We start from the raw sequence: 25,674 nt of genomic DNA on the forward strand, positions 1-25,674 counted from the left end.
TTCAAAAACTCCTGGTGAAAGCCGGGAGTTTTTTATATTAAGAGGATGTTTAGAATTTTCACCTATTTATTGCTAGTTAATTTAAGCATTTACGGAGCGAAGGCCCAAAGCAAAATTTCCGTTCAAAAGCTGCAAAAAATTCCGTTAAAGGCATTAAATGGAAAAACAGATCATATCATGGCTGGTAAGGCTACGGCTTTTGTTTTCCTGTCTCCAGAATGTCCGCTATGTCAAAATTATGTAGCGGAACTTAACGCATTAAAATTAAAATATCCAAACGTGGAAATACTGGGCTTAATTCCCGGAAATGCTTATAAACTGAAGGAAATATCTGCGTTCAAGGATGAATATAAGGTAGGTTTCCCTTTGTTAGTAGACGATTTGAAATTATTAACTTCAGCATTGAATGCCACCACTACTCCAGAAGTTATCTTAATCGATCAACAAGGCGCACTGAAATATCGTGGATTAATTGATAACTGGGCCGAGAGCCTTGGAGTTAAACGCAAAGTTATCACGTCGCATTACTTAAATGACGCCCTTGCAAACCTGACTACACCCAACTACCCTGTTAAAATTACTAAGCCAGTTGGCTGCTTAATTAACGACAAATAAAATGAAGAAAATTTTGTTATTACTTATTACCTTACTGGTGGTTAAATGGGGTTTTAGTCAGAAATTAACCTACTATGAGCATATTGCACCAATAATTAAAAATAAATGCACACCCTGCCACCGGCCAGGAGAAGCGGCACCTTTTGCATTATTAACCTATGAAGATGTTTCAAAAAGAGGAAGCTTTATAAAAAAAGTGACCCAATCTGGTTTTATGCCGCCCTGGAAGCCAGATAATCATTACCGAAGTTTTGAGAATGATCGGTCGTTAAGTGAAGCTGAAAAGAAAATGATTAGTGCCTGGGTTGACGATAAAATGCCTCAGGGTACAGTTAAGGCTAAAGGTAAATTGCAACAGGATTATATAGAAGGAACACAATACAGCCGTACGCCAGAACTGGTTTTAAAAACAATGAAGCCCTTCATCGTCAAATCAGATAGGGAAGAACGTTTCATCGTTTTCAAGATACCATTTGAGCTCGGCGAAGAAAAAAATGTAGAGGCGATTGAATTTTTCTCCTCAAATAAGAAACTTATTCATCATGCAAATTTCGCCATACATCCGGTAGCGGATGGTGTAGATATCAATAGTGCGGCCGACTATGTAAATTTAACAGATGGCGACCGATCTGCTTATGATCAATATATGCCCTTTAAAAAGGAAATGACCTACTATGGGGGTTGGATTCCGGGAACATCATTCGAATCCTATCCGGCTAATTTAGGTTGGGTAATGCCAAAAAGAGGCGTAATTCTACTTACCATTCATTATGGTCCATCAGCAAAGGAGGAAGAAAGCATTTCAGGGGTTAATTTTTTCTTTAAAAAGACACCAATAGAGAGGAAAATAGATGTAGTCAGTTTGGGTTCTGCTGGAGTTGGAGAAAATTCAATTGATCCTTACTTCATGATTCCTGCTGATTCTGTGAAGAAATTTAACTTAAAGATAGTTACACCGAAAGATCAGTCCTTATTATATATTTGGCCACATATGCATCTGTTGGGAAAAGATTTTAAAGCTTATGCAGTAACACCAGATGGAAAAACGATTAATTTAGTTTCTATTCCATCATGGGATTTTAGATGGCAAGAAATTTATCGTTTCAAGCAACTGATAAAAATTCCGAAGGGGTCCATTTTAACAATGGAGGCTACTTACGATAACTCGAAAAATAACCCTAACAACCCTAATAATCCTCCTAAAATGGTTTTTTCAGCTAATGATATGAAATCAAGTGATGAGATGATGACGATGTTAATGCTGTTTCTTCCATACAAAGAGGGCGATGAGAAGCTCTTATTAAAATAACCGAGCTTGCTTAGACTTATTATTATCATTAAAATTTAGTTCAGATGTCTGTTATCATCGAGAAAGGTCAGCGTTTAAAAGCTGATATTATCAAGCATCTCTATTATAAAATAGCGCTGTCATTAACCGATTTAAGTAAGCTCACCAAAAAGAGTTTACCATTGGTTACCTCTGTTGTCAACAATTTGATGGCTGAAGGTTATATTATAGAACAAGGATTAGCACCTTCTACTGGCGGTCGACGCCCTTCCATGTACCTGCTTAACCCAAATCATAATAAATTTATTGTGGCCATTGCCATGGATCAACTTATTACCAGACTTACCGTTTATGATATGTCTAGAAAGTTAATCGTACCCATGCAATATCTGGATTTCGACTTGTCTGATGACAAAAGCGATGTTTCTACACTGGTAAACTTTATTAATGAGAGTATTGATAGATCAAAAATAAAAAGAAAAGATATTTTAGGTATAGGGATTGGAATGCCAGGTTTTGTGAATGCAGAACTAGGTATAAACCTGTCCTATCTTCCAATTAATAATGGGTTAACATTACGCGAATTTATTTCTTCAGCAGTGAAACTTCCGGTTTTTATTGATAATGATTCAAGTTTAATCGCTTTGGCCGAACTCAATTTCGGTGAGGCAATGGATTTAAAAGAAGTAATGGTTGTAAATATTGGCTGGGGAACGGGGCTTGGTATGATTATCAACGGCCAACTTTACAGAGGAAGTACGGGCTATGCTGGTGAGTTTAGCCATATTCCCCTATCAGATAGTAACAATTTATGTTCTTGCGGAAAAAGGGGGTGTTTAGAGGTTGATACTTCATTGCTCGTGATGGCAGAAAAAGCTGAACAGGCTTTAGCAAATGGCGCCGAATCTAGTATGAAAGAGTTGTTTAAAGATAAAACTAAACATCAAAGAGATCATTTTTTGGATGCTGTAATCGCTCAAGATCCCTTAGCAGTTTCTATTTTATCTAAAGCCGGATTTCAGTTAGGAAAGGGGTTATCAACATTAATTCATATTCTTAACCCAGAATGCATCGTGTTAAGTGGAAGAGGAGCAAAGGCCGGAGAAATGTTGCTGCCCCCTATCCAACAAGCGATAAATGAATTCTGTATACCAAGAATTGCAGGCCAAACCAAAATCAAGATATCTACGCTAACTGATGAGGCAGAATTACTAGCAGCTGCCGGCCTAATAATCGAAAACAGTCAATTTGATTAATAGACTACAGATCAACGATAAAAAAAACTCACGACATTGATATGAAAAGATTAATATTTTCCTTTTATCTATTTTCACTTTCAATTGCTTTTTCCTCCGCTCAGGAACGCAATGATATCGTAAAACAATCTTCCACTTACGAGTGGCCAAAAGATCCTTTGGTTAAAGAGAAACTAGAGCAGTGGCAGGATAAAAAGTTTGGCATGATCATCCATTGGGGTTTGTATGCTGTTCCAGGAATTATCGAATCTTGGTCTATCTGCTCTGAAGATTGGATCGAAAGAGATTCTACCATTGCTTACGAAGACTATAAAAAATGGTATTGGGATTTTAGCAAGCAGTTCAATCCAACCAAATTCAACCCCGAGCAATGGTCGGCTGCGGGAAAAGCTGCAGGAATGAAATATCTCGTTTTTACTACCAAACACCATGATGGTTTTGCCATGTTTGATACCAAGCAAAGCGATTTCAGCATTGCCAAAGGACCTTTTGCCAATAACCCAAAGGCAGATGTTGCAAAATATGTTTTTGATGCTTTTAGAAAAGATGGCTTCATGATCGGTGCCTACTTTTCTAAACCTGATTGGCATTCGCAATATTATTGGTGGCAAAAGTATGCTACGGCAGATCGAAACAATAATTACGATATCAAAAAATATCCATGGCGTTGGAATAAATTCAAGGATTTTACCTACAAACAAATCGGAGAATTAATGAATAACTACGGCAGTGTAGATATTCTTTGGCTTGATGGGGGCTGGGTTCGTCCTTTGGAAACCGTGAATGAAGAGGTGCTGTCGTGGGGTGCAAATATCCCTAAATGGAGCCAGGATATTGATATGCCGAAAATTGCTGCAATGGCAAGGAAAGCACAGCCAGGGTTGTTAATGGTTGATAGAACTGTTCATGGTCCTTACGAAAACTACCAAACGCCTGAACAACGGATTCCGGAAAAACAATTGGATTATCCCTGGGAAAGTTGCATGACTTTAGGCGGTGCCTGGGGCTTTGTACCTAACGATCAATATAAATCTTCCACAGAAGTAGTTCATAAACTGGTAGAAATTGTCGCAAAAGGTGGCAGTTTATTACTTGGTGTTGGGCCCAAGCCAGATGGAACGCTCCCTGATGAGGTAACCAAACAGCTTAATGAAATTGGAAAGTGGACTTCTAAAAATGGAAAAGCAATTTATGGTACCCGCATCACAAAAGATTATCACGACAGACAAACCTGGTTTACTCAAAGTAAAGATTCCAAAAAGAGATTTGCAATTCATTGCTTAGCAGAGCAAACAATACCAGATATGGTGAAATGGAAAGGAAACGCACCCAAAAAAGGCACTGAAATCATTTTGCTTTCCACAGGTAACAAAGTAAAATGGAAAGGTGTTGATGGAGAAACCTGCGTTTCTATTCCTAAAGTTGATCGTACGGCAGCGCTTGCTTTTGAGTTTACAGCGCAATAAAATTAAACCCTATGAAGATAAAATGTTTTGTAGCCATTCTTGGGATAACTATTTTTTCTCTTGATGCAATAAATACATTTGCACAAAAGCAAACAACCCCTGTTTACAAAGATGCGAAGTCAAGCATCGATGATAGGGTAAAGGATTTGCTGGCGAGAATGACTCCGGAAGAAAAATTCTGGCAACTATTTATGATTCCCGGCGACCTTGATGGGGTTGATAAAAAGCGTTACCAGAATGGGATTTTTGGTTTACAGGTAAGTGCTGTATCTCAAGGTGGTGGTGGTGCCAATCAAATGATGACCTACAATACTTCAGAAAATGCGTTCACACTGGCTAAGAAAATTAACGCCATTCAGAAATTCTTTATGACTGAAACCCGGTTGGGCATTCCGATTATTCCTTTTGATGAAGCCCTTCATGGTTTGGTGCGCCAAGGTGCAACCGCTTTTCCTCAGGCAATCGGGCTGGCAGCGAGTTTTGATACCGAAAATATGGCTAATGTTGCTCGGGCAATAGCTGGAGAAACTAAAGTGAGAGGAATTAGAGATATTTTGACGCCGGTTGTAAACATCGCGTCAGATGTGCGTTGGGGCAGGACGGAAGAAACGTACGGTGAAGATCCCTTCCTTTCTTCGCAAATGGGTTTGGCTTTTGTCAGCGCATTCGAAAAGCAAAACATCATTACCACACCTAAACACTTTATTGCAAATGTGGGCGATGGCGGTCGCGACAGCTATCCTATCCATTTCAATGAGCGGATGATGAAGGAAATCTATTATCCACCTTTTGAAGTGGCGATAAAACAAGGCAAAAGCAGATCGCTGATGACGGCTTACAATTCTGTTGATGGAACTCCGGCAACGTCGAATTATCAATTGCTTACGCAAAAGTTAAAAAACGATTGGGCTTTCGGAGGTTTCGTAATCTCTGATGCAGGAGCCGTTGGTGGAGCCAGTGTATTGCATCATACCGCAACAGGCTATGCACAATCTACCATACAAGCCATTGAAGGCGGGTTAGATGTGATTTTTCAAACTGAATTTGATCACTATAAACTCTTCATCCCGCCTTTTTTGGATGGTTCAATTTCGAAAAGCCGAATCGATGATGCCGTTTCAAGGGTTTTGAAAGCAAAGTTTGAACTGGGTCTTTTCGAAAATCCATATGTATCAGAAAGGGATGCTGAAAAAGCTGTAAGCGATAAACGCAATAAATCTGTAGCAAAAGCAGCCGCCCAAAAGTCATTTGTGCTGTTAAAAAATGAGCAATCATTACTTCCTTTAAATGCTGACAAGAAGATTTTAGTACTGGGTGAAGATGCTACTGAAGCACGTCTAGGGGGGTATAGCGGTTCTGGAAACGGCAAAATCAGTATTCTGGAAGGAATCAGGAAAAGGGTGGGACAAGCAGCCAACGTGGTGTATGCAAAAGGAAGCAGTCGCGATCCTAAATTCTACCAAATTATCCCAGCTAATTTTTTACGTACCGATACAGCAAGGGGATTAAAGGCCGAATATTTTGATAATTTGAATTTCAGCGGCTTACCTGCGGTTACCAGAATCGACAAGAAAATCGATTTCATGTGGACCCTTTATGCTCCCGACCGCAAACTTGCAAAAGATCAATACTCGGTAAGGTGGACCGGAAATTTAGTCGCCCCACAAACCGGAGCATTCAAGATCGGCTTAGAAGGGAATGATGGTTTCAGGCTTTTTATCAACGATAAATTGTTGATCGATCAATGGGAGAAAACTTCTTATCATAGCCGCCTGATCTCTTTTAATTTTGAAAAAGATAAAAAATATGCCATCCGCATCGAATTTCAAGAAACGAAAGGCAATGCCTACATCAAATTCATTTCTGATTTTGAAGTGATTAATAATGTTGACAAGGAGCTTGCTGAAGCCGTTTCGCTTGCCAAACAAGCAGATGTTGTGGTGATTGCTGCCGGTATAAAAGAGGGTGAATTTCAAGATCGGGCCATGTTGAACTTGCCTGGAAATCAGGAACAGTTAATCAATGAAATGGTTAAAAGTGGTAAGCCCGTTGTGGTGCTATTGGTTGGTGGAAGTGCAATTACGATGAATAATTGGATCGATCATGTACCTGCGGTTTTAAATGTTTGGTATCCGGGGGAAGAAGGAGGAAACGCAATAGCGGAAACGCTTTTTGGCGATTATAATCCTGCAGGGCGATTGCCGATAACCTACCCGGTACATGAATCGCAATTGCCATTGGTGTATAATCATAAACCAACCGGGCGTGGCGATGATTACAATAACCTCAGTGGAGAACCGCTATTTCCATTTGGTTACGGCTTGAGTTATACAAAATTTGAATACAGTGAATTGGTTTTGAGTAAACGTGAAATTAATCAAAACGAGAAGGTTACAGCCACTTTTAAACTAAAAAATATCGGCAATCGGGCAGGTGAAGAAGTTGCTCAACTTTATATTCGGGATATGTTGGCTACCATTGTTAGGCCAGTATTGGAACTTAAAGGATTCAAGAGAATTGCATTGAAACCAGGAGAAAGTAAAGAGATTGTGTTTGAAATCGAGCCAGAAATGCTGAAAATGTTCAATGCAAAAATGAAATCTGTGATTGAACCAGGGGATTTTAGAATCATCATTGGCGCTTCGAGTAAAGCGTTATGGTTAAAGGAAACGCTTAAAGTATTATAACGCTGCCCCTCATTTTAGCCGAAAGATTTTGCCTTTTTATGGTAGGTTAACCATATGTACTTAGTTAGTTATCGCCGTGAGTGCTGGTTACACTCGCGGCTTTTTCTTTAATTTAAACCTCCAATTCCTAATTTTTCGGCTAACTCATTCAAATCTTTTACTACAACGTCGATCAAAGGTATTCCACTCAATTTTCTCTCTTGTTCAAACTCATGTTCCGGTTCGCCAGGTATAATTACTTTCTTATCAGGATCAATTGTTTTTGCAGTTTTAAAACGTTCCACCCAGTTATCCAGGTGATTTTTGAATTCTTCGGCAGGGCGGAAACCGTCGACACGCATTGCACCTAAGAAATGGCCTAAACCTTCACCAACCGGGTTTGCAGAGGGTTCTAAAAAAGCAACAAAAGGTGGTACCCATGGGCCATAGTTTGCACCTGAAAGCACAGCCGATAAAATATCAACTGTAGCACTCAATCCGTAACCTTTATGACTTCCATGATCCTTATCACTACCCAAAGGCAGGAGCGAACCCCCACTTTTCAATTCGTTAGGATCAATTGAATTTTTTCCGTTTTTATCCTGTACCCAACCTTCAGGGATAGGTTTGTTAGCCCTTTGTGCAATTTCTAATTTTCCATTTGCAGCAGCAGAGGTAGCCATATCTACAATTACCGGAGGATATTTCCCTGCCGGAAATGCGTAACACATTGGGTTGGTTCCAAGTAATCGCTCATTGGTGTATGTTGGCGCAACCAGCGGACTTGCATTGGTCATGCTGATGCCGATCATGTCTTTTTCTACCGCCATTAAAGCATGGTAGCCCGCAATCCCGAAATGGTTAGAGTTTTTTACTGAAACCCATCCGCTTCCGTATTTCTCTGCTTTTTCGATTGCTACTTTCATTGCGAAAGGTGCAACAACCAAACCCAAACCCGCATCGCCGTCAACGGTTGCAGTGGTCGGCGTTTCATGTACAATTCTAATGTTGGGTGTGGCATTGATTCTATTTTTCTCCCATAAACGAACATAGCCACTTAAACGGGCCACACCATGTGAATCAATTCCACGTAAATCAGAACGAATTAATACATCGGTAGCAAGCTCAGCGTGTTCATCAGAGCAGCCCATTTTTTTAAAAACGTTGTAGGTGAAGGCTCGGAGGTGTGATTCGGTAAAGGTTATAAAGTTCATTTTTGCATCAATTTGTCGTCATTGCGAGGTACGAAGCAATCTATTCAAAGGGATTGCTTCGTGCCTCGCAATGACGATTTGTTTAGGGTAAGAGTAGGGTAAAATCGCCGCCAAGTGGCTCGAAGTTTTCTATGCAGGATGAAAGAAAATCTTCCCCGTAGTTAACATACATTGGTGCGATATTCAAAGTTCTTTCTTGCATGGTACCATTAGGAAAAAGTCGCTTTTTAACATTTTCAATTTGTACCAACGCCATTTCATGCTTTCGTTTTTCAGCTCTAAAGAGTTTCTTTTCTAGGTTGGCTAGCAAGCGGTTTGTTTTCTGCTTTGCAGTATCGGTAGAAACGGAAAGGGTTTTATCAATTTTATAAGCATTTAACTTAATCTGGTCAAAAATACTATTGATAGCACGGGTTTCATCGGCTAGGCTAAGCTGGGCAGTCGAGTTTTTCTTTACCCACAGATTTTTCAACTCTTCAACCGGTAAAAAGATATCCTCCAGAGAAAAACCCAGACTGTATAAATTTTCGGCACTGCGTTTATCAATCAATAAAGCAGAATTACGGAGCAACAACACCGGAAAATCTACTTTATAAAAATCGAAATTGGCTTTTAGCTGCATCCAATAAGCTACTTCAGCGCCCCCGCCGATGTAAGCGATGTTTGGCAAAATTATTTCCTGGTACATTGGCCGCATCACCACATTCGGACTGAACCGTTCGGGGTTCGATGCGATTTCTGCCAACAGTTCATCCTCGGTAAAACTGATGTCAGTATGATTGACCAGGTATTTCCCATCTTCAAAAATTAAACGTTCCCGCAAATCATCTTTGAGATAAAAGAAATTGATATCCCTGCCGTTAACCTGGGTTTTGTAGCCTTTTTCCTCGAGCTGGTTAGAGGTAGAGTCGATATTTTTAGAACTGTTATGCTGCCTCACATCATCAGCTATTACGCTCGCGAAAATCTTTTTTAATGCCGCTTCATCTGCATTAACGATTACCAAACCGTATTTTTCAAATAATTTATTTACCAGATAACGTGTAGCATCAGCTAAATTATCATGTTCCAGGTAAGCTTTTTCTACCAGTTTAGCAATGTGCTTTCCATTTTTCGAAATACCCAAATAGCCTTTGTAAGCGGTTACTGCAGCAGCGACAGTTTTGGTACTTAACCTGCCGGTAGCACCATTGGTGGTTTGTATCCAACTGATGTTTTTTTCATCAACACTTACGTGATTAATTTCTTCAAAATCATGATCTTCTGTGGCCATCCAATAAACAGGCACAAAATTTTTATCAGGATGGGCCATCTTTAACTCGATCGCTAGATTTATTGCGGTAACGATCTTGTAAATAAAATATAAGGGGCCAGTAAAAAGATTAAGTTGATGGCCTGTAGTTACTGTAAAAGTATTTTCAGAAGCCAGAAGTTCGATGTTTTTTGTTACCGATTTATTGGTTTGAATGTGCTGGTATTGGCTTTTTAGAACATCAACCAAAATGTTTCGATCTCCGGAAAAATTCCTGTTTTCTATTGCCTGGGCTAAACCATCCATATCAGGACGATAACTGTAAAAAGGCCTTAACTGTTCTTCATCATTGATATAATCCAAAACCAGTTTTGAAAAAGAGCCAGTTTCCTGATAGGAAATATATTTTGCCTGCATAATTAGCGAAAGTAATGCAATTTAAGAATATTTGTAAAGCCGAACTACTATTTTACAATACTTAAATAAATTTTAACGATTGCATAGGTATTGAAAACAACGTAAAAAAAACCGCTCTAAAATTATAGAGCGGTTGAGAGAACCATGGATAGATAGCAATCGTTTGAACGAGATATTGATGCCTTCCTTTTTAAAATTCAATTGGCACTTTTCCTTCGGCAATTCTACATAGATCGGCCATGGTAAAATGCTTATTGCTACGATAAGCTTCCCAGCAAGGTAAGCTTGGTTTCCAGAATGGATTTTGGCTTATAAAGGAAGTATTATCACCTTCTAATAAACCTACAAATACTTCAGTTACAATTCTTCCTCCAACATCTCCGAGTTTTAAACCCATTTGTTGAACTTCTGCTTCTTTTAGTATATAAAACCACAATGGTGTGCTGTTTTCAAAATTGACTTTATAGTGCTTTAAGTCGTTGAATATTTCAGCTTCCATTGGCTTAAATCTCATTGCATGTGCAACACGTTGGCCCGATGGCATACTAAAGGTTAAACTTCTAAGTAAATTGCGAGATGCCAAAGAAATCACATCGCCAGATGCAAAACCTGGGAGTTGAAATAAGGGAGAAGATATTTTTGTATCTATCAGCTTATTCGGTCTCATACTTCCATCGCCCAAATTAAAGAAGGTATGCCAATCTATAAAGCGTCTATCAGCTCTCTTGCCGCCTCGTAAATCATTAGGGTCCGGACTATGATGGTCGGCAGCGAAATCGAAAATATCAGCAAAAAATGGCGTTGGGTTTGGCTTGTTTGCTGTTCCAAAATTCGCACGGTAGGACGGACGGATTTGGCTGTGTCCAAAACGATACGCTGCCACCGAAAATTCTACAGGAATGTAAGGCTGATTATGCCAGCCATAAAATTTTCGGCCGTTAGTGAGTACATCGTTTACTACATTTTCACCACATAGGAGCGGCAAAAACTCGTGAAGCAAAATCCATTGGTAATGCCAGCGAACAAGCTCTTGCGCCTCGTTAAAAACTACTGAAGGTGATTTTGTGGGCCATTTAACCCGAATCGCATCAACCAATTTATTATGAAATTGTAAAAAAAGTACTTGCAGCTGAGAAACTATTAAATTTTCATCGTTTCTCGGATCGCCTATTAATGCGGTATTTTGGGAATTTCGAGGTAAATCAAATTTATTTATTCCGTCTTTACCTTGGCTAGTTAGGGGATGAAGCAGCATTTTTATGCCCATGCCGTCAGATTGATCGTAAAGGTGCGGAGAAGCTCCAGGACCGCTGCCGTATACATTATCCAAAGCCAGGCTTGGTGTTCTGAAATTCTCTATAAATTCTGGATCCGATTGCCTTTCCAAACTGGAAGTTGGATCAAAAGTGATATCATGATCGATAAATTGGCCTAAGAAAGTCATACCCGCTCCCATAATCGGTGAGTTCGGATTGTTGACTTGTAGTGTAGGATCGGTAATTAAATTGATAGGATCTTGATTCATATCATCTTTAGCGTCCATGATGCCGCCTTTTTTGCCAATGTCTTTTAAAGCCTCCCTGACTTTAGTAGTGTCTGTTGCGAAAGGTGGCAGTGAGGGAAAAATTCTGCCGAATTTTCCTTTGTCGTAAAATCGAGATGTAAAAGGAACGATGTCCTGATAAAGTGCGCCATGTCTGCTCATAATTTTATATTTAGTTATTAGGTTATACTAAATATAATTACTAATGGTTTGATTATATGATGTTTGTCATCTATTTTGCATGCTTTGGGTGCGATATACGCTTTTTACGGTATGGTTTTGCTGTATTATTAATCAGGTTTCTTTCCACTACCAATGAGGTTAACATCAACAAGTTCTAACGATTTCACCATATCCTTAACCGTTTCTTTATACTTTTTAAAATGAGCGGTAGTGATGTGCGCTTCGTATGCAGCAGTATCAGCATAAATTTCGAGTATGGTAATGTCGGTCGGGCTGGATTTATCGGCAACCGCATCATAGGTCAATACATTCTGTTTTTAATTCAATCGAGCTAACTTGAAAATACTGATATCAGGGTTTTCAGTCAATAGATCTTCAGATTTAGAAAATTGAAGTGTCGTTAATAATTTGGTAGATTTCTGATTTCCTTTATGTGTAAATGCAATGATTTGGCAAAACTGCAAGGTTTCAAAAGTGTAATTTATAACTACCTCCAGTGCTTCTTTCATAATGCCCTGCCCTTGAAAGTTTGTTTTTAACTCGTAGCCGACTTCGCAACTATTATTTTTAGTGGAGAAATTGTAAAGGCAAATGGTGCCCACAAAAGTTTTAGTTTTTATTAGGGTAATTGCCCAGTAAATGGAGGTGTTATTTCTTATATTTTCATTAACGTTGTCTATAAATCGTAAGGCATCCTCAACTGTTGTGCTTGGTTTTCTATCGAGATATTTGTTTATTACTGCATCAGAACGCAAAGCGAAAATATTCAGCTGATCATCATGAGATAATTGTCTAAGTCTAAGCCTTTCGGTGGTTAAAATTGGGAATTTTTTGAATAGATCAATCATTAGGTATGTTTCTCTGTTTGTAGAGTGATTTTTATATTGATGGCAAGTAATTTGTTCACTAGCTTGGTTAAGAAATTACAAACGGCAAGAGTACTTTTGCTTTTTATTTTCTTGTTGTTAAAACAATTGGGAAGTGAAAATTTAATTAAACGATTGTCTGTACTTTAAGGGAGACATTTCAGTTTTCTTTTTGAAAAGTCGGTTGAAGGATTGCGATTGCTCAAAACCTAATTCATAAGCAATTTCGTTTACGGATAAGTTTGTCGTCAAAAGTTTTTCTTTTGCTTTTTCAATGAGTTTTTCGTGAATGTGCTGTTGGGCATTTTGTCCTGTTAGCAAACGCAACATATCGCTTAAATAATTTGCAGAAAAATGAAGTTGATTGGCTAAATATTCAACTGTCGGCAATCCATTTTTTAGCGTTTCCGTGTTATTAAAGTAATCGTTCAATAGATTTTCCATTTTAGAAAGTAAATCATTGTTTACAACTTTTCGGGTAATGAATTGACGTTCGTAAAAACGATTGCAATAGTTCAAAAGCAAATCAATTTGCGACAGAATAATATCTTGTGTATGCTTGTCAATATGCTGGTATTCTTTTTCTATTTTTTGAAATATCTCAATAACATTTTTTTCTTCTTGGTCAGAAAGATGCAGCGCTTCATTTATGGAATAGGAAAAGAAACCATAGTTTTTGATTGTGCTTTGCAATGGGTGTTTTTTCAAAAAATCAGAGTGAAAAAATAACACGTATCCTGTTCCAATCGTTTCGTTAAAAGCGTTGGTTTTCTCTAGTTTAACCGATTGGACTTGTTTAGGTGCAGTAAAAATCATTGTTCCCTTGTCAAAATCATAATATTGCTGTCCGTATTTTACTTTGGATTGGATATTGTTTTTTAGAGATATCGTATAAAAATCAGTAGAAAAATGTTTCCACAAATCAGAATCTACAGCGTGTATTTCAGAAACCAAAACCACACTAACCAACGGATGTGAAGGGGGAGGAATGGATAGTAAGCGATGAAATTCGGATAAAGAATTAATGGTCTGCATATCTAAATAAAATTCTAAAGATAATTAATGCAACAACTTCTATGGTTAGCCAAAGTAATTGTTTTGAAAAAAAACCGTCTAAAGCAAACCCCAACTAATCGGGCTATGATAATTCCTAAAGTTAGAAAAAACAATACTGCAAAAACGCTTAATTTCCAATTACTCCATTCATTGAAAAAAGTTAAGAAAATCCCTAATCCAATTAAAAATCCCCATTTAACCCGTATTTCAATCATTTGATATGGATTTTCGGGTAAGGGAATTTTGCTGATTATGTTTGGTTTGTATGTTAGAACGCAACCTGCAATGAGCAAGATTACTCCGGTTATTTTTAGAAAAAAAGTCATTATTTCTGCAAAAGGTTTTCCTGAAAGAATGGCACTAGTTCATCTAATGCTTCTGCTGTTGCTTCGGGTTTGTCGTATAAATCATAATGACCTGCACCATTTACGATATGGATTTTTTTGTTTTTAGAAACGGCTTTTTTGTATAAGTCAAAGCCATCTCTGTAAGAACCGAAAGAACCAACTTTGTCTCCAACGATAATCAATAAGGGTTGTGTCAATAAAAAATCAGCGAGGTGAAAAGCGTCAAACATGATTAAGTTCGCCGTACTTGCAAAAAGCAATTTATTGTTTGAAGTAGGGAATTCGCCTCTTGGCGTTCTGTAATAATCAATAGCCTCTAACATATCCAAATCGTTTATGCCTGCCTTTTTTGCTTCTTCGGAAGAATTGGGTGTCCAATTGGTAATCATCGGCTCTGCACCGTTGGCTTCCGCAGTTCGTTGCGTAGAAATAGATTCTAATGTTTCTAAAAAATTTGCTTCTCTGAATGCTCGGCCTATGTTTACTCCTGAAATTGTAGCCAAAGCTTTTATTCGCCTTTCTTTCAATGCTGCATTTGCAGCATAACCACCGCCTGCGCAAATACCCAATAAACCGATGTGGTTTTTATCTACAAAATATAATGTAGTAAGATAGTCTACGGCATAGCATAAGTCTTCTACACGACTGGTTGGGTCTTCAAAATATCTTGGCTCTCCACCGCTTTCGCCTTGAAAAGAAGCATCATAAGCCAAAGCAATAAACCCTTTTTGGGCAAGTTTTCCGGCATAAAAACCTGCGGTTTGTTCTTTTACGCTGCCTCCCGGATGAACGCAAACAATAGCGGGATAATTCTTTGTTTCATCAAAATTGTCGGGCAAATGAAGATTGGCTACTGTGTCCCAATTTCTGTTTTTAAATTTTACTTTTTGCATCGTTTTACATTTTAAGTTTTACAATGCAAAGTTCGTCTTCCTTTAAAGAGTAAATGTAACCAAATTGAGGTTGTTTGTACCCGAATCGGGGTTGAGATGTTATGTTGGTGTGGCATTTCCCATTACCGCTAACTAAAATAAAAACGAAAGCCTTTCATTTTTGGATATTTATAAGCGATCAAAACCTTTTAAATGAAAATTAATCACTTACAGCAATCAAATTTCATCTGTTCAAAAACCTTTATAATAAAAAAAGCCGTCCTGAATAGACAGGACGGCTTCTAAAATATTTGGTTTTAGTGATTTACCATTTTTTTCTGCGTTCGCCACTTCCGCCTTCTCTACTTCCACCTTCTCTGCGTCCGCTTCCACCTTCTCTACTTCCACCTTTTTCATCACGGCTACGTCCAGAGAAATCTCTGAAACCACCACCAGCGTTTCCACCTTCTCTGCTTCCGCCTTCTCTACGACCGCTACCGCCAGAACTTCTTCTGTCGCCACCGCCGCTGCCGCCACGGTAACCACCGCCACCGCCACTTCTGCGTTCACCGCCGAAACCACCGCTACGTCTTTCACCGCCACCGCGTCTTTCGCCAGCACCTTCGCCACGACCACCATCTCCGCTTTTCTCGATACGTACTGCACGACCGTTAAACTCAACAGATTTAAAGCCTTCGAAAACTTTATCAGCAACATCATCTTCCACCTCAAAGAAAGAGAAAACACCTTTCAAGTCGATTTTACCAACGCTTTTGCCAGCAATTTTTCCGTTGTTACAGATAAATGATAACATATCGCCACGGGTAAATTCATCTACCGAACCTAAGTTGATAAACAAACGGGTGTAACCTTCGCTACCACGTCCGCGTCTTTCCCCACGTTCACCTCTTTCGCCACGATCATCGCCAACAGCTGCATTTAAATCAGGTGCTTTAGAATAGTAGTCTAAGAAACGGTTAAATTCTAAAGAAGCAAAACGTTTGATTACATCCTCTTTAGATAAATCTTTAAATTCATCCATAATACGCGGAATGTATTGATCAATTTGCTCCACATTAACTTCTACATTATGTACTTTGTGTACCAATGAGAATAATTGTTTTTCACAAACATCAAATCCGGTAGGAAGCTCAGCTTTAGTAAATTGTTTACCAATAATGCGCTCCAACTGACGGATTTTACCAAGTTCTTTAGAGTTGATGATACAAATTGAAATACCAGTTTTACCAGCACGACCAGTACGGCCAGAACGGTGGGTATAACTCTCAATTTCATCAGGTAAAGAATAGTTAATTACGTGAGTTACATTGTTTACATCGATACCACGGGCAGCAACATCAGTAGCAATTAACAATTGCATGTTGCGCTCACGGAAACGTTGCATTACTTTATCACGTTGTTGTTGCGATAAATCGCCGTGTAAAGCATCAGCATTGTAACCATCTTTAATTAAGTGCTCAGCAACATCTTGTGTATCCAATTTGGTTTTACAAAATACTACGGCAAAAATTTCAGGGTTGAAATCTACAATACGTTTTAAGGCAGCGTATTTATCACGGGCACGAACAATATAATATTCGTGTTCGATGTTAACGTTACCAGTGTTTTTTGTGCCCATGGTTAACTCTACAGGCTCGTTCATGTATTTTTTAGCAATACGGCGAACTTCTGCCGGCATTGTAGCCGAGAATAACCAGGTTTTTTTGTCATCAGGAGTAGTTGATAAAATGTCGTTGATGTCATCCTGGAAACCCATGTTTAACATCTCGTCAGCTTCATCAAGCACAACATATTTAACGTTTGAAAAATCAATTGCCTTACGGCCAATGATATCCAACATACGGCCGGGCGTGGCCACTACGATTTGAACGCCTTGGCGTATTTCACGTAGTTGTTGCATAATGTTCGCGCCACCGTAAACGGCAACAACGTGGGCATTAGCAACGTTTTTAGAAAAGTTTTTAAGGTCGTTAGCGATCTGTAAGCATAACTCACGGGTAGGGCATAAAATTAATGCCTGTGGTTTATTAACTTTAAAATCGATTAGTTCTAACAGCGGCAAACCAAATGCGGCTGTTTTTCCTGTTCCTGTTTGGGCCAAACCAACAAAATCATTAGTGCCTTCTAACAGTACAGGAATACTTTGCTCCTGAATAGGCGTTGGAGTTTCAAATCCAAGGTCCTTTACGGCATTAACGACGTCATCACTTATCCCCAATAATTGAAATGGGTTTGTCATTCGTCTTTTATTTTTAATTGAGCCGCAAAGGTACGGTTAATATTCCGTATTTTATTGATAGTTAGTTAAATAGTTTTTTGAGCTAAATAATTGAAAATAAGCAAGAAAGAAATTAAGGGTAAGATGGTATTGGAAATAGAAAATAGACGAAGGTAAATTAGCAGCGAAATGTTTGTTAATAGCTGCAAAATTTGAAAATCAAATCCTGCTTTCTGTGGTTTAAATCAGTCCCGCTTTACACTGCAATCTTTTACCCCTAAATCCCCTGAAGGGGACTTTGCCTTAAGCCCCTTTAGGGGCTGGGGTAAAAAGTATTTTCGTTTCAATCGGGTTTAAAAGGCAAAAACAGCACAATATTAACGCAACCTTTCAGCAGAGCGAATTAACCTCTCATCTTTATTAATGCCAAAAATGGCTAAAATTATAAATAAGATTGCAAGAGCGGGTAGGTAGGCACCTACTCCAAAACTTGCGCCATCAATTCCTCCAGGAAGTTGTTTGGCGTAAACACTGCACCAAAAAGCAAAACCAATAATCAACACGATGTTTAGAATCGCTATTCTTTTTTGAACACTTCTTCGTTTGAAATTGAAGATGTTGGCAAAACTCATTAAAGCTACCGCGATATTGGTGATAAACAACGGAAGGAAGTCACTCACAGTTACTCCTGAACCGGACTTTCCTATAACCGCTTTATGTAAGCCATTCGTATAAATCTCAGCTACAGTTGGCCCTGTTTCTTTGAATGCAATTGGAAAGAAAATCATTAACGCCAATGTTAAAGCTGCTAGTAATAGCCAAATGGTTTGTATTCTTTGTATCATGTTAATTTAAAATAATAGGCAATTATAGGAATTCTATTTCATCCTTAAAAAAACATTTTCTTGCTCTGCTAATCAACTACTGTCAAATTTTTAAATTTATCACCGTAAGCTTATTTCATTAATGTAACAAATAGGTGAAAATGAGTGGTAGACCCTTTTTTTAATGATGATCTGAAATTTATAGCGGATATTAGTCAAAACCAATTGTTCAGATAAATTACGACGCCCTTCAGTTATAAAAACTAATTTAATTCAAACTCGCATCACTCAATAAAACGATTTATGTTAAAACACTTATTTACCTTAATTATTTTAATTGCGGCATCAAAAGCTTTTGCTCAAGATACCCTTAAATTTGAAAATGCACTTACGGTGGCCAGCGGAAGTCGCTATGGCCGTGAGGCAATATACACCGATCAGCTAGCCTATAAAATGGCAAACGGCACCTTACAAACGCCAAATGAAAGGGGCGAATTTACTAGCAGTGTGAACGGTGAAAAAATTCTTTGGAAAGCAATTAAAGCAGATGCAAATGGTCGTTTCAGTGTATTTACCAGAAGGTCGACGCAAACCACCAACAATCCTTTTTTAAATCCGGGAGGTATAGACAGAGGTTCCGATTACATCTACTTAAGCTATACTTCTCCAAAAGCGCAAACGGCCATTTTGAACGTAATTGGCGGTAATACACTGTTTTTTAATGGTACTCCACATATGGGCGATCCTTACGGGTCTGGTTATATGCACATCCCTGTGCAATTGAAAAAAGGAGTTAACGAACTTTTTGTTCGCGGTGCAAGCATTCTGCCAAGAATCATTGTAAATGTTAAACCGTTAATCATCCATACAGATGACCTCACGCTACCTCATATTGTAGTCAATGAAATAAACGGAATATTGAAAGGTGCCATAACCATTAGCAATTCTTCTTTAAATGATGAAGATTCTTTACAGATAAAAACAATTTTGAATGGCAGGCAGAAAGAAAAACGGATCGCGAAAATCTTAAAATTAAGTATGAGAAAGTCGATTTTCGAATTCGACGCCAGCGCAGTTAGAGCGGAAGGTAATTATAATCTGGAGATTCAGCTATTAAAAAATGGAAAAATTGCTGATCAGCAAACCTTGTCAGTTGAAGCCGTAAAGGGTTCATCAAGTTATAAGCAAACCTTTATCAGTAAAATAGATGGCAGTTTGCAATATTTTGCCGTAACTCCTCAACTAGGTGGTTGGAAGACTAATTCAGCCTTGTTTCTTTCTGTACACGGCGCTGGGGTAGAAGCAATAGGGCAGGCACGGGCTTACAAGTCAAAAGATTGGGGTACAGTTGCAGCTGCTACCAATCGCCGGCCACGCGGTTTTAACTGGGAAGATTGGGGGCGTCAGGATGCGCTTGAGGTTTTGGAACTGGTGAAAAAACAATTTAAACCGAATGAAAAGCAGATTTACCTTACTGGTCACTCTATGGGCGGACACGGTACCTGGTTTTTAGGTGCCACCTATCCCGATAAGTGGGCAGCCATTGCTCCGGCGGCTGGTTATGCTTCCTTAAAAGATTATGGCTCTGCGGATGGTAAAATTCCAGATAGCAGCAAAAATATGATCGAAAAGATGTTGCTGAGAGCGGGAAATCAAAGCGATGTGCCAAAATTAGCCACTAACTATAAACAGCTTGGGGTGTATATTTTGCATGGCGATGCAGATCGAGTTGTTCCTGTAAGTTACGCCCGACAAATGAAAAAAGTGCTGGCAGATTTTCATCCTGATTTTAGCTATTACGAATATCCAGGTGGCGAACATTGGTTTGGTGATCAAAGTGTAGATTGGCCGCCAATATTTAATTTTTTTAAATGGCATAACATCGAAGCTGATTCTGCTGTCAACCATATTGATTTCATTACCTCCAGTCCGGGTATTTCTGCAACTTATCGCTGGGCTACAATTCATCAGCAAATTCAGCCTTTACAATACAGCCGGATAATTTTGAACAGAGATAGGAAGTCTTCATCCATAACTGGTAGAACAGAAAATATTGAGATGTTGCGTTTAGCCTTAACAGAATTTGGCGTTAAAACTAGTGTTAAAATCACTTTGGATAGTTTAGCTGATATCAATTACATCACGCAAACCGATCACGATACACTAACACTGGAAAAGTATGATCAACAGTGGCAAATTGCAAAAGGAATTAATGTTCAAAATAAGAATCCGCTTAGATCTGGTAGGTTTAAAGAAGCCTTTAATTACAATATGATATTTGTTGTTGGCACCAAAGGCAATGCTTATGCCAATCAAGCTAACTTAAATAAAGCAAAATATGATGCGGAAAGCTGGTATTACTGTGGCAACGGAGCTGTGGATATCATTACGGACAAAGAATTTTTGGGTTCGAAATATGCAGGGAGAAATATCATTTTGTATGGTAATTCGGAAAATAACAGCGCATGGAAAGCACTCCTGAAAGATTGTCCGATTCAGGTAAGCAATACGCAAATAACGGCTGGAAAACATCAATGGAAAGGAGCTGACCTAGCTGCATATTATATTTGGCCTCAAAAAGATCCCAAGCTTTTAATTGGTGTTGTTGCTGGAACAGGTGCTGTAGGTACAAAAGTGGCTTATGCCAATCAATATTTTGCTGGTGGAAGTGGGTTTCCTGATTTTATGATTTTTTCATCCGATCTACCCAAACAAGGAAGCAAGGGTATAAAATTAACCGGATTCTACAACAATAAATGGCAACTTGATGAAAAGGGTGTCGCTAAATCTGAATAAGAATCATTTGAATGTAATTTGGAATGCTTGTCCTTTGAAGTAAAAGGAAAAAAGTATTTTTGCAGCGCTTTGAGTAAAAAAAGGTATTTCATACAAATTGCTTATGATGGCAGCTTATATCACGGTTGGCAAATTCAGCCCAATGCAATAACTGTGCAGGAGCTTTTGGATAAAGCAATGTCCACATTTTATCGTCAGCCAATAGAAACTTTGGGCTGCGGCCGGACGGATTCTGGGGTTCATGCTACGGAGTTCTTTGCGCATTTCGATGTGGAAGATCTGGAAGAATCGAAAGTGATACAGGCGGTAGCAGGAATAAATGCCATGCTGCCTTACCAAATTGCTGCGAAAAGAATTATTCCGGTTGAAGACAGCGCACATGCTCGTTTTGATGCCAGTGCGAGAGCCTATAAATATTATCTGCATTTCGAAAAAGATCCTTTTAAATTAAATCGATCTTGGTTGGTTAAAGATAGGCTTGATATAGCATTAATGAATCAGGCAGCTGCTATATTGATGGAGTACATCGATTTTTCTTGTTTCAGTAAATCAAATACCCAAACTTTTACTAATAATTGTAAAATTGTAGAAGCTAGCTTCGAAGCTCTAGAAGACGGTTTGGTTTTTACCATTCAAGCTGATCGCTTTTTAAGAAACATGGTTCGGGCAATAATGGGCACTTTGGTTAGAGTAGGAAAACATGAAATAACACTCGAAGAATTTAAAGGAATAATTGAAAGCAAAAATCGCAGCAAAGCTGGTCAGTCAGTTCCTGCATGCGGTTTATATTTAGTTAAAGTTGAATACCCGTATATAAAGTAAAATCAGTTAGCGGTTACCGGTTTTCAGTTAACAGTTACCGGTCGGGGTGCGAAAAAAAGGTTTTTAAAAAAAAATGTTAACAGTTACCGGTTATGGGTTACCGGTCGGGTGCAAAAAGAATTTTTAGGTTAATTAAACCTATAGCCGAAACAATTTCTAAACAGATAACAGATAACAGATAACAGACAACAGACAAATGGCAGTAACAGGCGAAGTATATAACACAGGATTGCTTAAACGTATTTTTCAATACGTGAAGCCTTATCGTGCTGTTTTTGTTTGGTCGGTTATTTTAACGGTTTTGCTGGCAGCCATTTCCCCAGTCCGGCCTTTTTTAATCAAATACACCCTCGATCATTATATCCTCTTGGGAAACTATTCTGGCCTGGTACAAATGACCATGCTGATGATTTTTATGTTGATCTTGCAAACGCTGATTCAATATAATCACACGCTGTTAACCAATACGCTGGGCCAATCTGTTATTCGCGATTTGCGGATAAAAGTTTTCAATCATATTACCAGTCTACGGTTGAAATATTTCGATAAAACGCCTATCGGACAGTTAATTACCAGGACAGTCTCTGATTTGGAAACCATCGCTGATATATTTTCGGAAGGTTTAATCTCGATGATTGGCGATTCGTTGCAAGTGGTGGTAATTGTTGGCGTAATGCTTTATACCGATTGGGAATTAAGTCTCGTGGTGCTATTGCCGATCCCTTTATTGATTGTAGCCACTAGAAAATTTCAGAAAGCCATTAAGGTGGCATTCCAGGAAATTAGAAATGAGGTTTCTAACCTGAACACTTTTTTGCAAGAACATATTACCGGGGTTTCTATCGTACAGTATTTTGCCCGTGAAAGGCAGGAATACAAAAAGTTTTATGCGATAAATAAACGCTATCGCGATGCCAATATCCGTTCCAACTGGTATTATTCTATCTTTTTTCCAGTTGTAGAACTGATTTCGGCAATGTCTTTAGGTTTGCTGGTTTGGTACGGCGCAAAAAGTATTTTAGCGAAACCGATTGACGTTACGCCAGGAACCATCACCCAATTTATTATGTATCTGGGGATGGTTTTTACGCCGATTCGCCAACTGGCGGATAAATTTAATACCCTACAGATGGGAATGGTTGGAGCAGAGCGGGTTTTTAAGGTTTTAGATACCAACGAAGTGACCGTTAACAATGGAACCGAAAAGCCAGCGAAACTGGATGGAAATATCGAGTTTAAAAACGTTTGGTTTGCTTATAACGACGAGCAGTACGTATTGAAAGATTTAACTTTCGAAGTGAAAGCTGGAGAAACTGTGGCCTTGGTGGGGGCTACTGGTGCGGGAAAATCATCTACCATTAACATCTTAAATCGCTTTTACGAAGTTAAAAAAGGCGAAATTACGGTCGACGGAATAAAAATTGAAGATTTTGAACTCGACTATCTGAGAAGAAATATTGCCACAGTTCTGCAGGACGTTTTCTTGTTTTCGGATACAATCCTAAATAACATCACCTTAAATAATGCTGAAATCACGATTGAGGAAGTGGTGAATGCAGCAAAAAAAGTAGGTGCTCATGAATTTATCGAGCGTTTGCCAGGCGGCTATCAATATAATGTGATGGAGAGAGGTGCTACACTTTCTGCAGGTCAGGCGCAATTAATTTCCTTCATCAGGGCTTTGGTGCACAATCCAGCCATTTTGGTTCTGGATGAGGCGACATCATCGGTAGATACAGAAACCGAATTATTGATTCAGAAGGCGATCGATAACCTGATGGAAGGAAGAACTTCCATCGTGATCGCACACCGTTTATCAACCATTCAGAAAGCCAATCAAATTATCGTACTTGATAAAGGCGAAATTAAAGAGAAGGGAACTCACCAACAATTGCTGAAGCTAAACGGTTATTACAAAAAGCTTTACGATTTGCAATTCTCGTCCGGAGGGATCGCCAAAAGTTCTTAAAAATGATTATGTTTGGGTTTCCTATAAACCTGATTATTGAACGCGTCGAGAAATAGTGAGCACGATAAGGTACTTTTTGACTTACTAAAGCAAGGAGACGAGGCAGCATTTGGAAAAATTTACAAACTTTATTGGGTAGAGCTTTATAACGCCGCTTATAAACGTTTGCCAGAAAAGGAAAAATGCCAGGATGTAATCCAAAATGTTTTCGCCGATCTTTGGAACAGACGAGAAATACTGGAATTGGAAAATCCACTGGCTTACCTGCATACCGCGGTAAAGTTTCAGGTGTTGAAACATATCTCCAGAACACCAAAAAATAGCTTTTTTACAGAATCTTTTGAAAACCAATTGATATCTCCATTGCAAGCAGATGGGGAATTGTTAGATCGGGAAGTAAAAGGTTTACTGGAATTATTTATCAAAGCACTCCCGGAAAAGCGTAGAAAAATCTTCTTGTTACACTATTTTGAAGGTTTATCTACTGCAAAAATTTCTGTCCAGCTAAATATATCGCAAAAAACGGTGCAAAATCAATTAACTACTGCCACCCATGCGCTAAAATTTCGATTAACACACCTATTTGTGTTTCTGGTCTCGTTTTATTTCGCTTTTTTCAATTAAAAAATTTTTTACCGACTTTTTTTGAAAAATATTTGAATTTATTTTGGGATATTTTTTCTTTTCTGGTACAGTATAAGAAAAGCCAGAAAAATGAGCGCCTTCAAACCCAAGAATGAGTTAAACGATATTATTAAACGCTATCTATCTGGCAAGGCAAGTGCTGAAGAGATTTCTTTTATTGACGAATATTATAATTTTCTTGGAAAAAGAGATATTTCCGGACAGGTGCCGAACGAAGAACTTCAATTCTTGGAAGATCAGAACTTCAAAGCTATTCAAAATAAAATCGCTGCTGATAAAAAATCTACTCTAATTTCATTTTATAAATACATTTCGATCGCCGCTTCATTGGTACTGGTTTGCGGAAGCATATTTTTCCTGAGAGATCAAAAAATAATATCCAGTTCAAGTACAACTAAAGCCAAGGTAGAAAATTTAGATGTACTTCCTGGTTTAGACAAGGCCATTTTAACATTAGCGAATGGGAAAAAAGTGGTTCTTGATGTCAATACAGCTGCAAACATCAGTAATACAAACGGAATTAGCATCTCGAAAACTGAAGATGGGAAATTGGTTTATACTGTTCTTAACCGTGAAAGTTTTGATAAATCAAGTGTTTCATTTAATACCATCGAAACCCCGAATGGTGGTCAATATCAAATTGTTTTGCCCGACGGGACGAAAGTTTGGCTAAACGCTGCTTCCTCATTAAGATACCCAGAAGTATTTGTTGGTAATGAGCGTTCGGTTCAATTAACAGGCGAAGCTTATTTTGAAGTGGCTAAAAATAAAACGAAACCATTCCACGTAAAAAGCAAAAACCAGGATGTGGAAGTATTGGGAACACATTTCAACATCAACAGTTATATGGATGACAAAACCATAAAAACCACACTGTTAGAGGGTAGTATCAAAATTAGTAATCAAAAATCTAATAAAATTTTAAAACCTGGCGAGCAGGCAATAGCGGGAATAGCAGAAAATGCTTTTATCCATGTATCAAATGATGTAGACCTTGATGACCAAGTGGCCTGGAAAAATGGACTATTCCGTTTTAACGATTCGGAGCTGCGGGATGTTTTGATTCAACTGGAGCGGTGGTACGATGTAAAAATCGACTATTCATCGCTTCCCAATAAAAGATACAATGGCATGGTGCCAAGAAAATCGAAGTTATCACAAGTTTTGGCCATGCTGGAGAAAACGGGTAACATCAAATTTCAACTCACCGAAGGGAAGCGACTAAAAGTGATCTCAAAAACATAATTAAGAATAACTACTGGCTTCAGAGCCGATCAAACAATAACTAATCAATTTAACCTTAAACCAAACTGAATGTATGAACTTTTACACTCGAAG

At 38.6% G+C, this 25,674-nt stretch carries 19 protein-coding genes; 10 read left to right on the forward strand and 9 right to left on the reverse strand.

The window, feature by feature from the left end; translation table 11 throughout:
• Positions 1-45: 45 nt before the first annotated feature.
• From ACZZZC_RS06385 to ACZZZC_RS06405, 5 genes are read left to right on the forward strand one after another with little or no spacing between them, the layout of a single operon-like run.
• Entirely contained in the window at positions 46-615 is a 570-nt protein-coding gene (locus ACZZZC_RS06385) for a redoxin domain-containing protein (protein ID WP_463485314.1), read from the forward strand.
• A 1-nt stretch (position 616) separates the two neighbouring features.
• Positions 617-1,924, forward strand: coding sequence for a monooxygenase (locus ACZZZC_RS06390; RefSeq protein ID WP_463485315.1), 1,308 nt, complete (start codon positions 617-619; stop codon positions 1,922-1,924).
• 44 nt (positions 1,925-1,968) lie between these two features.
• Positions 1,969-3,159 carry an ROK family protein gene (locus ACZZZC_RS06395; protein WP_463485316.1) on the forward strand — a complete coding sequence of 397 codons (1,191 nt, stop codon included), beginning with the start codon at positions 1,969-1,971 and terminating at the stop codon, positions 3,157-3,159.
• 41 nt (positions 3,160-3,200) lie between these two features.
• Positions 3,201-4,625, forward strand: a complete 1,425-nt coding sequence (locus ACZZZC_RS06400; RefSeq protein ID WP_463485317.1) for an alpha-L-fucosidase — start codon at positions 3,201-3,203, stop codon at positions 4,623-4,625.
• 11 nt (positions 4,626-4,636) lie between these two features.
• Entirely contained in the window at positions 4,637-7,312 is a 2,676-nt protein-coding gene (locus tag ACZZZC_RS06405) for a glycoside hydrolase family 3 C-terminal domain-containing protein (protein ID WP_463485318.1), read from the forward strand.
• A 107-nt stretch (positions 7,313-7,419) separates the two neighbouring features.
• Here the strand turns inward: ACZZZC_RS06405 and ACZZZC_RS06410 are convergent, their stop codons facing one another.
• The 9 genes from ACZZZC_RS06410 to ACZZZC_RS06450 form a co-directional block, all read right to left on the reverse strand.
• A complete protein-coding gene (locus ACZZZC_RS06410; RefSeq protein WP_463485319.1) occupies positions 7,420-8,505 on the reverse strand; it encodes an Ldh family oxidoreductase in 1,086 nt (361 codons plus the stop codon).
• A gap of 82 nt (positions 8,506-8,587) precedes the next feature.
• Positions 8,588-10,174, reverse strand: a complete 1,587-nt coding sequence (gene bshC, locus ACZZZC_RS06415; protein WP_463486792.1) for a bacillithiol biosynthesis cysteine-adding enzyme BshC — start codon at positions 10,172-10,174, stop codon at positions 8,588-8,590.
• A gap of 190 nt (positions 10,175-10,364) precedes the next feature.
• Positions 10,365-11,879 carry a peroxidase family protein gene (locus ACZZZC_RS06420; protein ID WP_463485321.1) on the reverse strand — a complete coding sequence of 505 codons (1,515 nt, stop codon included), beginning with the start codon at positions 11,877-11,879 and terminating at the stop codon, positions 10,365-10,367.
• Positions 11,880-12,007: 128 nt separating this feature from the next.
• A complete protein-coding gene (locus ACZZZC_RS06425) occupies positions 12,008-12,205 on the reverse strand; it encodes a putative quinol monooxygenase (protein ID WP_463485322.1) in 198 nt (65 codons plus the stop codon).
• 12 nt (positions 12,206-12,217) lie between these two features.
• A complete protein-coding gene (locus ACZZZC_RS06430; protein WP_463485323.1) occupies positions 12,218-12,748 on the reverse strand; it encodes a GNAT family N-acetyltransferase in 531 nt (176 codons plus the stop codon).
• Between the two features lie 141 nt (positions 12,749-12,889).
• A complete protein-coding gene (locus ACZZZC_RS06435) occupies positions 12,890-13,801 on the reverse strand; it encodes a helix-turn-helix domain-containing protein (protein ID WP_463485324.1) in 912 nt (303 codons plus the stop codon).
• A 346-nt stretch (positions 13,802-14,147) separates the two neighbouring features.
• On the reverse strand, positions 14,148-15,062 hold the full coding sequence (locus tag ACZZZC_RS06440) for an alpha/beta hydrolase (RefSeq protein WP_463485326.1): 915 nt from the start codon (positions 15,060-15,062) through the stop codon (positions 14,148-14,150).
• 304 nt (positions 15,063-15,366) lie between these two features.
• Positions 15,367-17,301, reverse strand: coding sequence for a DEAD/DEAH box helicase (locus ACZZZC_RS06445; protein WP_056848702.1), 1,935 nt, complete (start codon positions 17,299-17,301; stop codon positions 15,367-15,369).
• 356 nt (positions 17,302-17,657) lie between these two features.
• On the reverse strand, positions 17,658-18,125 hold the full coding sequence (locus tag ACZZZC_RS06450; RefSeq protein WP_463485327.1) for a DUF4293 domain-containing protein: 468 nt from the start codon (positions 18,123-18,125) through the stop codon (positions 17,658-17,660).
• Positions 18,126-18,407: 282 nt separating this feature from the next.
• Here ACZZZC_RS06450 and ACZZZC_RS06455 point away from each other — a divergent pair, with 282 nt between their 5' ends.
• The 5 genes from ACZZZC_RS06455 to ACZZZC_RS06475 all read left to right on the forward strand — a co-directional run bounded on the left by ACZZZC_RS06455 (position 18,408) and on the right by ACZZZC_RS06475 (position 25,581).
• Positions 18,408-20,900: an alpha/beta hydrolase-fold protein gene (locus ACZZZC_RS06455; RefSeq protein WP_463486793.1), complete on the forward strand. Its 2,493-nt coding sequence runs from the start codon at positions 18,408-18,410 to the stop codon at positions 20,898-20,900.
• Positions 20,901-20,927: 27 nt separating this feature from the next.
• A complete protein-coding gene (gene truA, locus ACZZZC_RS06460; protein ID WP_463486794.1) occupies positions 20,928-21,722 on the forward strand; it encodes a tRNA pseudouridine(38-40) synthase TruA in 795 nt (264 codons plus the stop codon).
• A 196-nt stretch (positions 21,723-21,918) separates the two neighbouring features.
• Positions 21,919-23,691: an ABC transporter ATP-binding protein gene (locus ACZZZC_RS06465; protein WP_463485329.1), complete on the forward strand. Its 1,773-nt coding sequence runs from the start codon at positions 21,919-21,921 to the stop codon at positions 23,689-23,691.
• 36 nt (positions 23,692-23,727) lie between these two features.
• Positions 23,728-24,315 (forward strand): RNA polymerase sigma factor, encoded by a 588-nt coding sequence (locus ACZZZC_RS06470; RefSeq protein WP_463485330.1) that lies wholly within the window; start codon positions 23,728-23,730, stop codon positions 24,313-24,315.
• Positions 24,316-24,405: 90 nt separating this feature from the next.
• Entirely contained in the window at positions 24,406-25,581 is a 1,176-nt protein-coding gene (locus ACZZZC_RS06475) for a FecR family protein (RefSeq protein WP_463485331.1), read from the forward strand.
• Positions 25,582-25,674: the final 93 nt, after the last annotated feature.

The sequence above is a fragment of the Pedobacter sp. AC212 genome (assembly GCF_979258625.1).

Bases quoted from the DNA above. Each gene is read 5' to 3' on its own strand.
- ACZZZC_RS06465 (WP_463485329.1), top strand. From the start codon at position 21,919: ATGGCAGTAACAGGCGAAGTATATAACACAGGATTGCTTAAACGTATT.
- ACZZZC_RS06395 (WP_463485316.1), top strand. From the start codon at position 1,969: ATGTCTGTTATCATCGAGAAAGGTCAGCGTTTAAAAGCTGATATTATC.
- ACZZZC_RS06435 (WP_463485324.1), bottom strand. From the start codon at position 13,801: ATGCAGACCATTAATTCTTTATCCGAATTTCATCGCTTACTATCCATT.
- ACZZZC_RS06420 (WP_463485321.1), bottom strand. From the start codon at position 11,879: ATGAGCAGACATGGCGCACTTTATCAGGACATCGTTCCTTTTACATCT.
- ACZZZC_RS06445 (WP_056848702.1), bottom strand. From the start codon at position 17,301: ATGACAAACCCATTTCAATTATTGGGGATAAGTGATGACGTCGTTAAT.
- ACZZZC_RS06430 (WP_463485323.1), bottom strand. From the start codon at position 12,748: ATGATTGATCTATTCAAAAAATTCCCAATTTTAACCACCGAAAGGCTT.
- ACZZZC_RS06450 (WP_463485327.1), bottom strand. From the start codon at position 18,125: ATGATACAAAGAATACAAACCATTTGGCTATTACTAGCAGCTTTAACA.
- ACZZZC_RS06475 (WP_463485331.1), top strand. From the start codon at position 24,406: ATGAGCGCCTTCAAACCCAAGAATGAGTTAAACGATATTATTAAACGC.
- bshC (WP_463486792.1), bottom strand. From the start codon at position 10,174: ATGCAGGCAAAATATATTTCCTATCAGGAAACTGGCTCTTTTTCAAAA.
- ACZZZC_RS06405 (WP_463485318.1), top strand. From the start codon at position 4,637: ATGAAGATAAAATGTTTTGTAGCCATTCTTGGGATAACTATTTTTTCT.
- ACZZZC_RS06400 (WP_463485317.1), top strand. From the start codon at position 3,201: ATGAAAAGATTAATATTTTCCTTTTATCTATTTTCACTTTCAATTGCT.
- ACZZZC_RS06390 (WP_463485315.1), top strand. From the start codon at position 617: ATGAAGAAAATTTTGTTATTACTTATTACCTTACTGGTGGTTAAATGG.
- ACZZZC_RS06440 (WP_463485326.1), bottom strand. From the start codon at position 15,062: ATGCAAAAAGTAAAATTTAAAAACAGAAATTGGGACACAGTAGCCAAT.
- ACZZZC_RS06410 (WP_463485319.1), bottom strand. From the start codon at position 8,505: ATGAACTTTATAACCTTTACCGAATCACACCTCCGAGCCTTCACCTAC.
- ACZZZC_RS06385 (WP_463485314.1), top strand. From the start codon at position 46: ATGTTTAGAATTTTCACCTATTTATTGCTAGTTAATTTAAGCATTTAC.
- ACZZZC_RS06455 (WP_463486793.1), top strand. From the start codon at position 18,408: ATGTTAAAACACTTATTTACCTTAATTATTTTAATTGCGGCATCAAAA.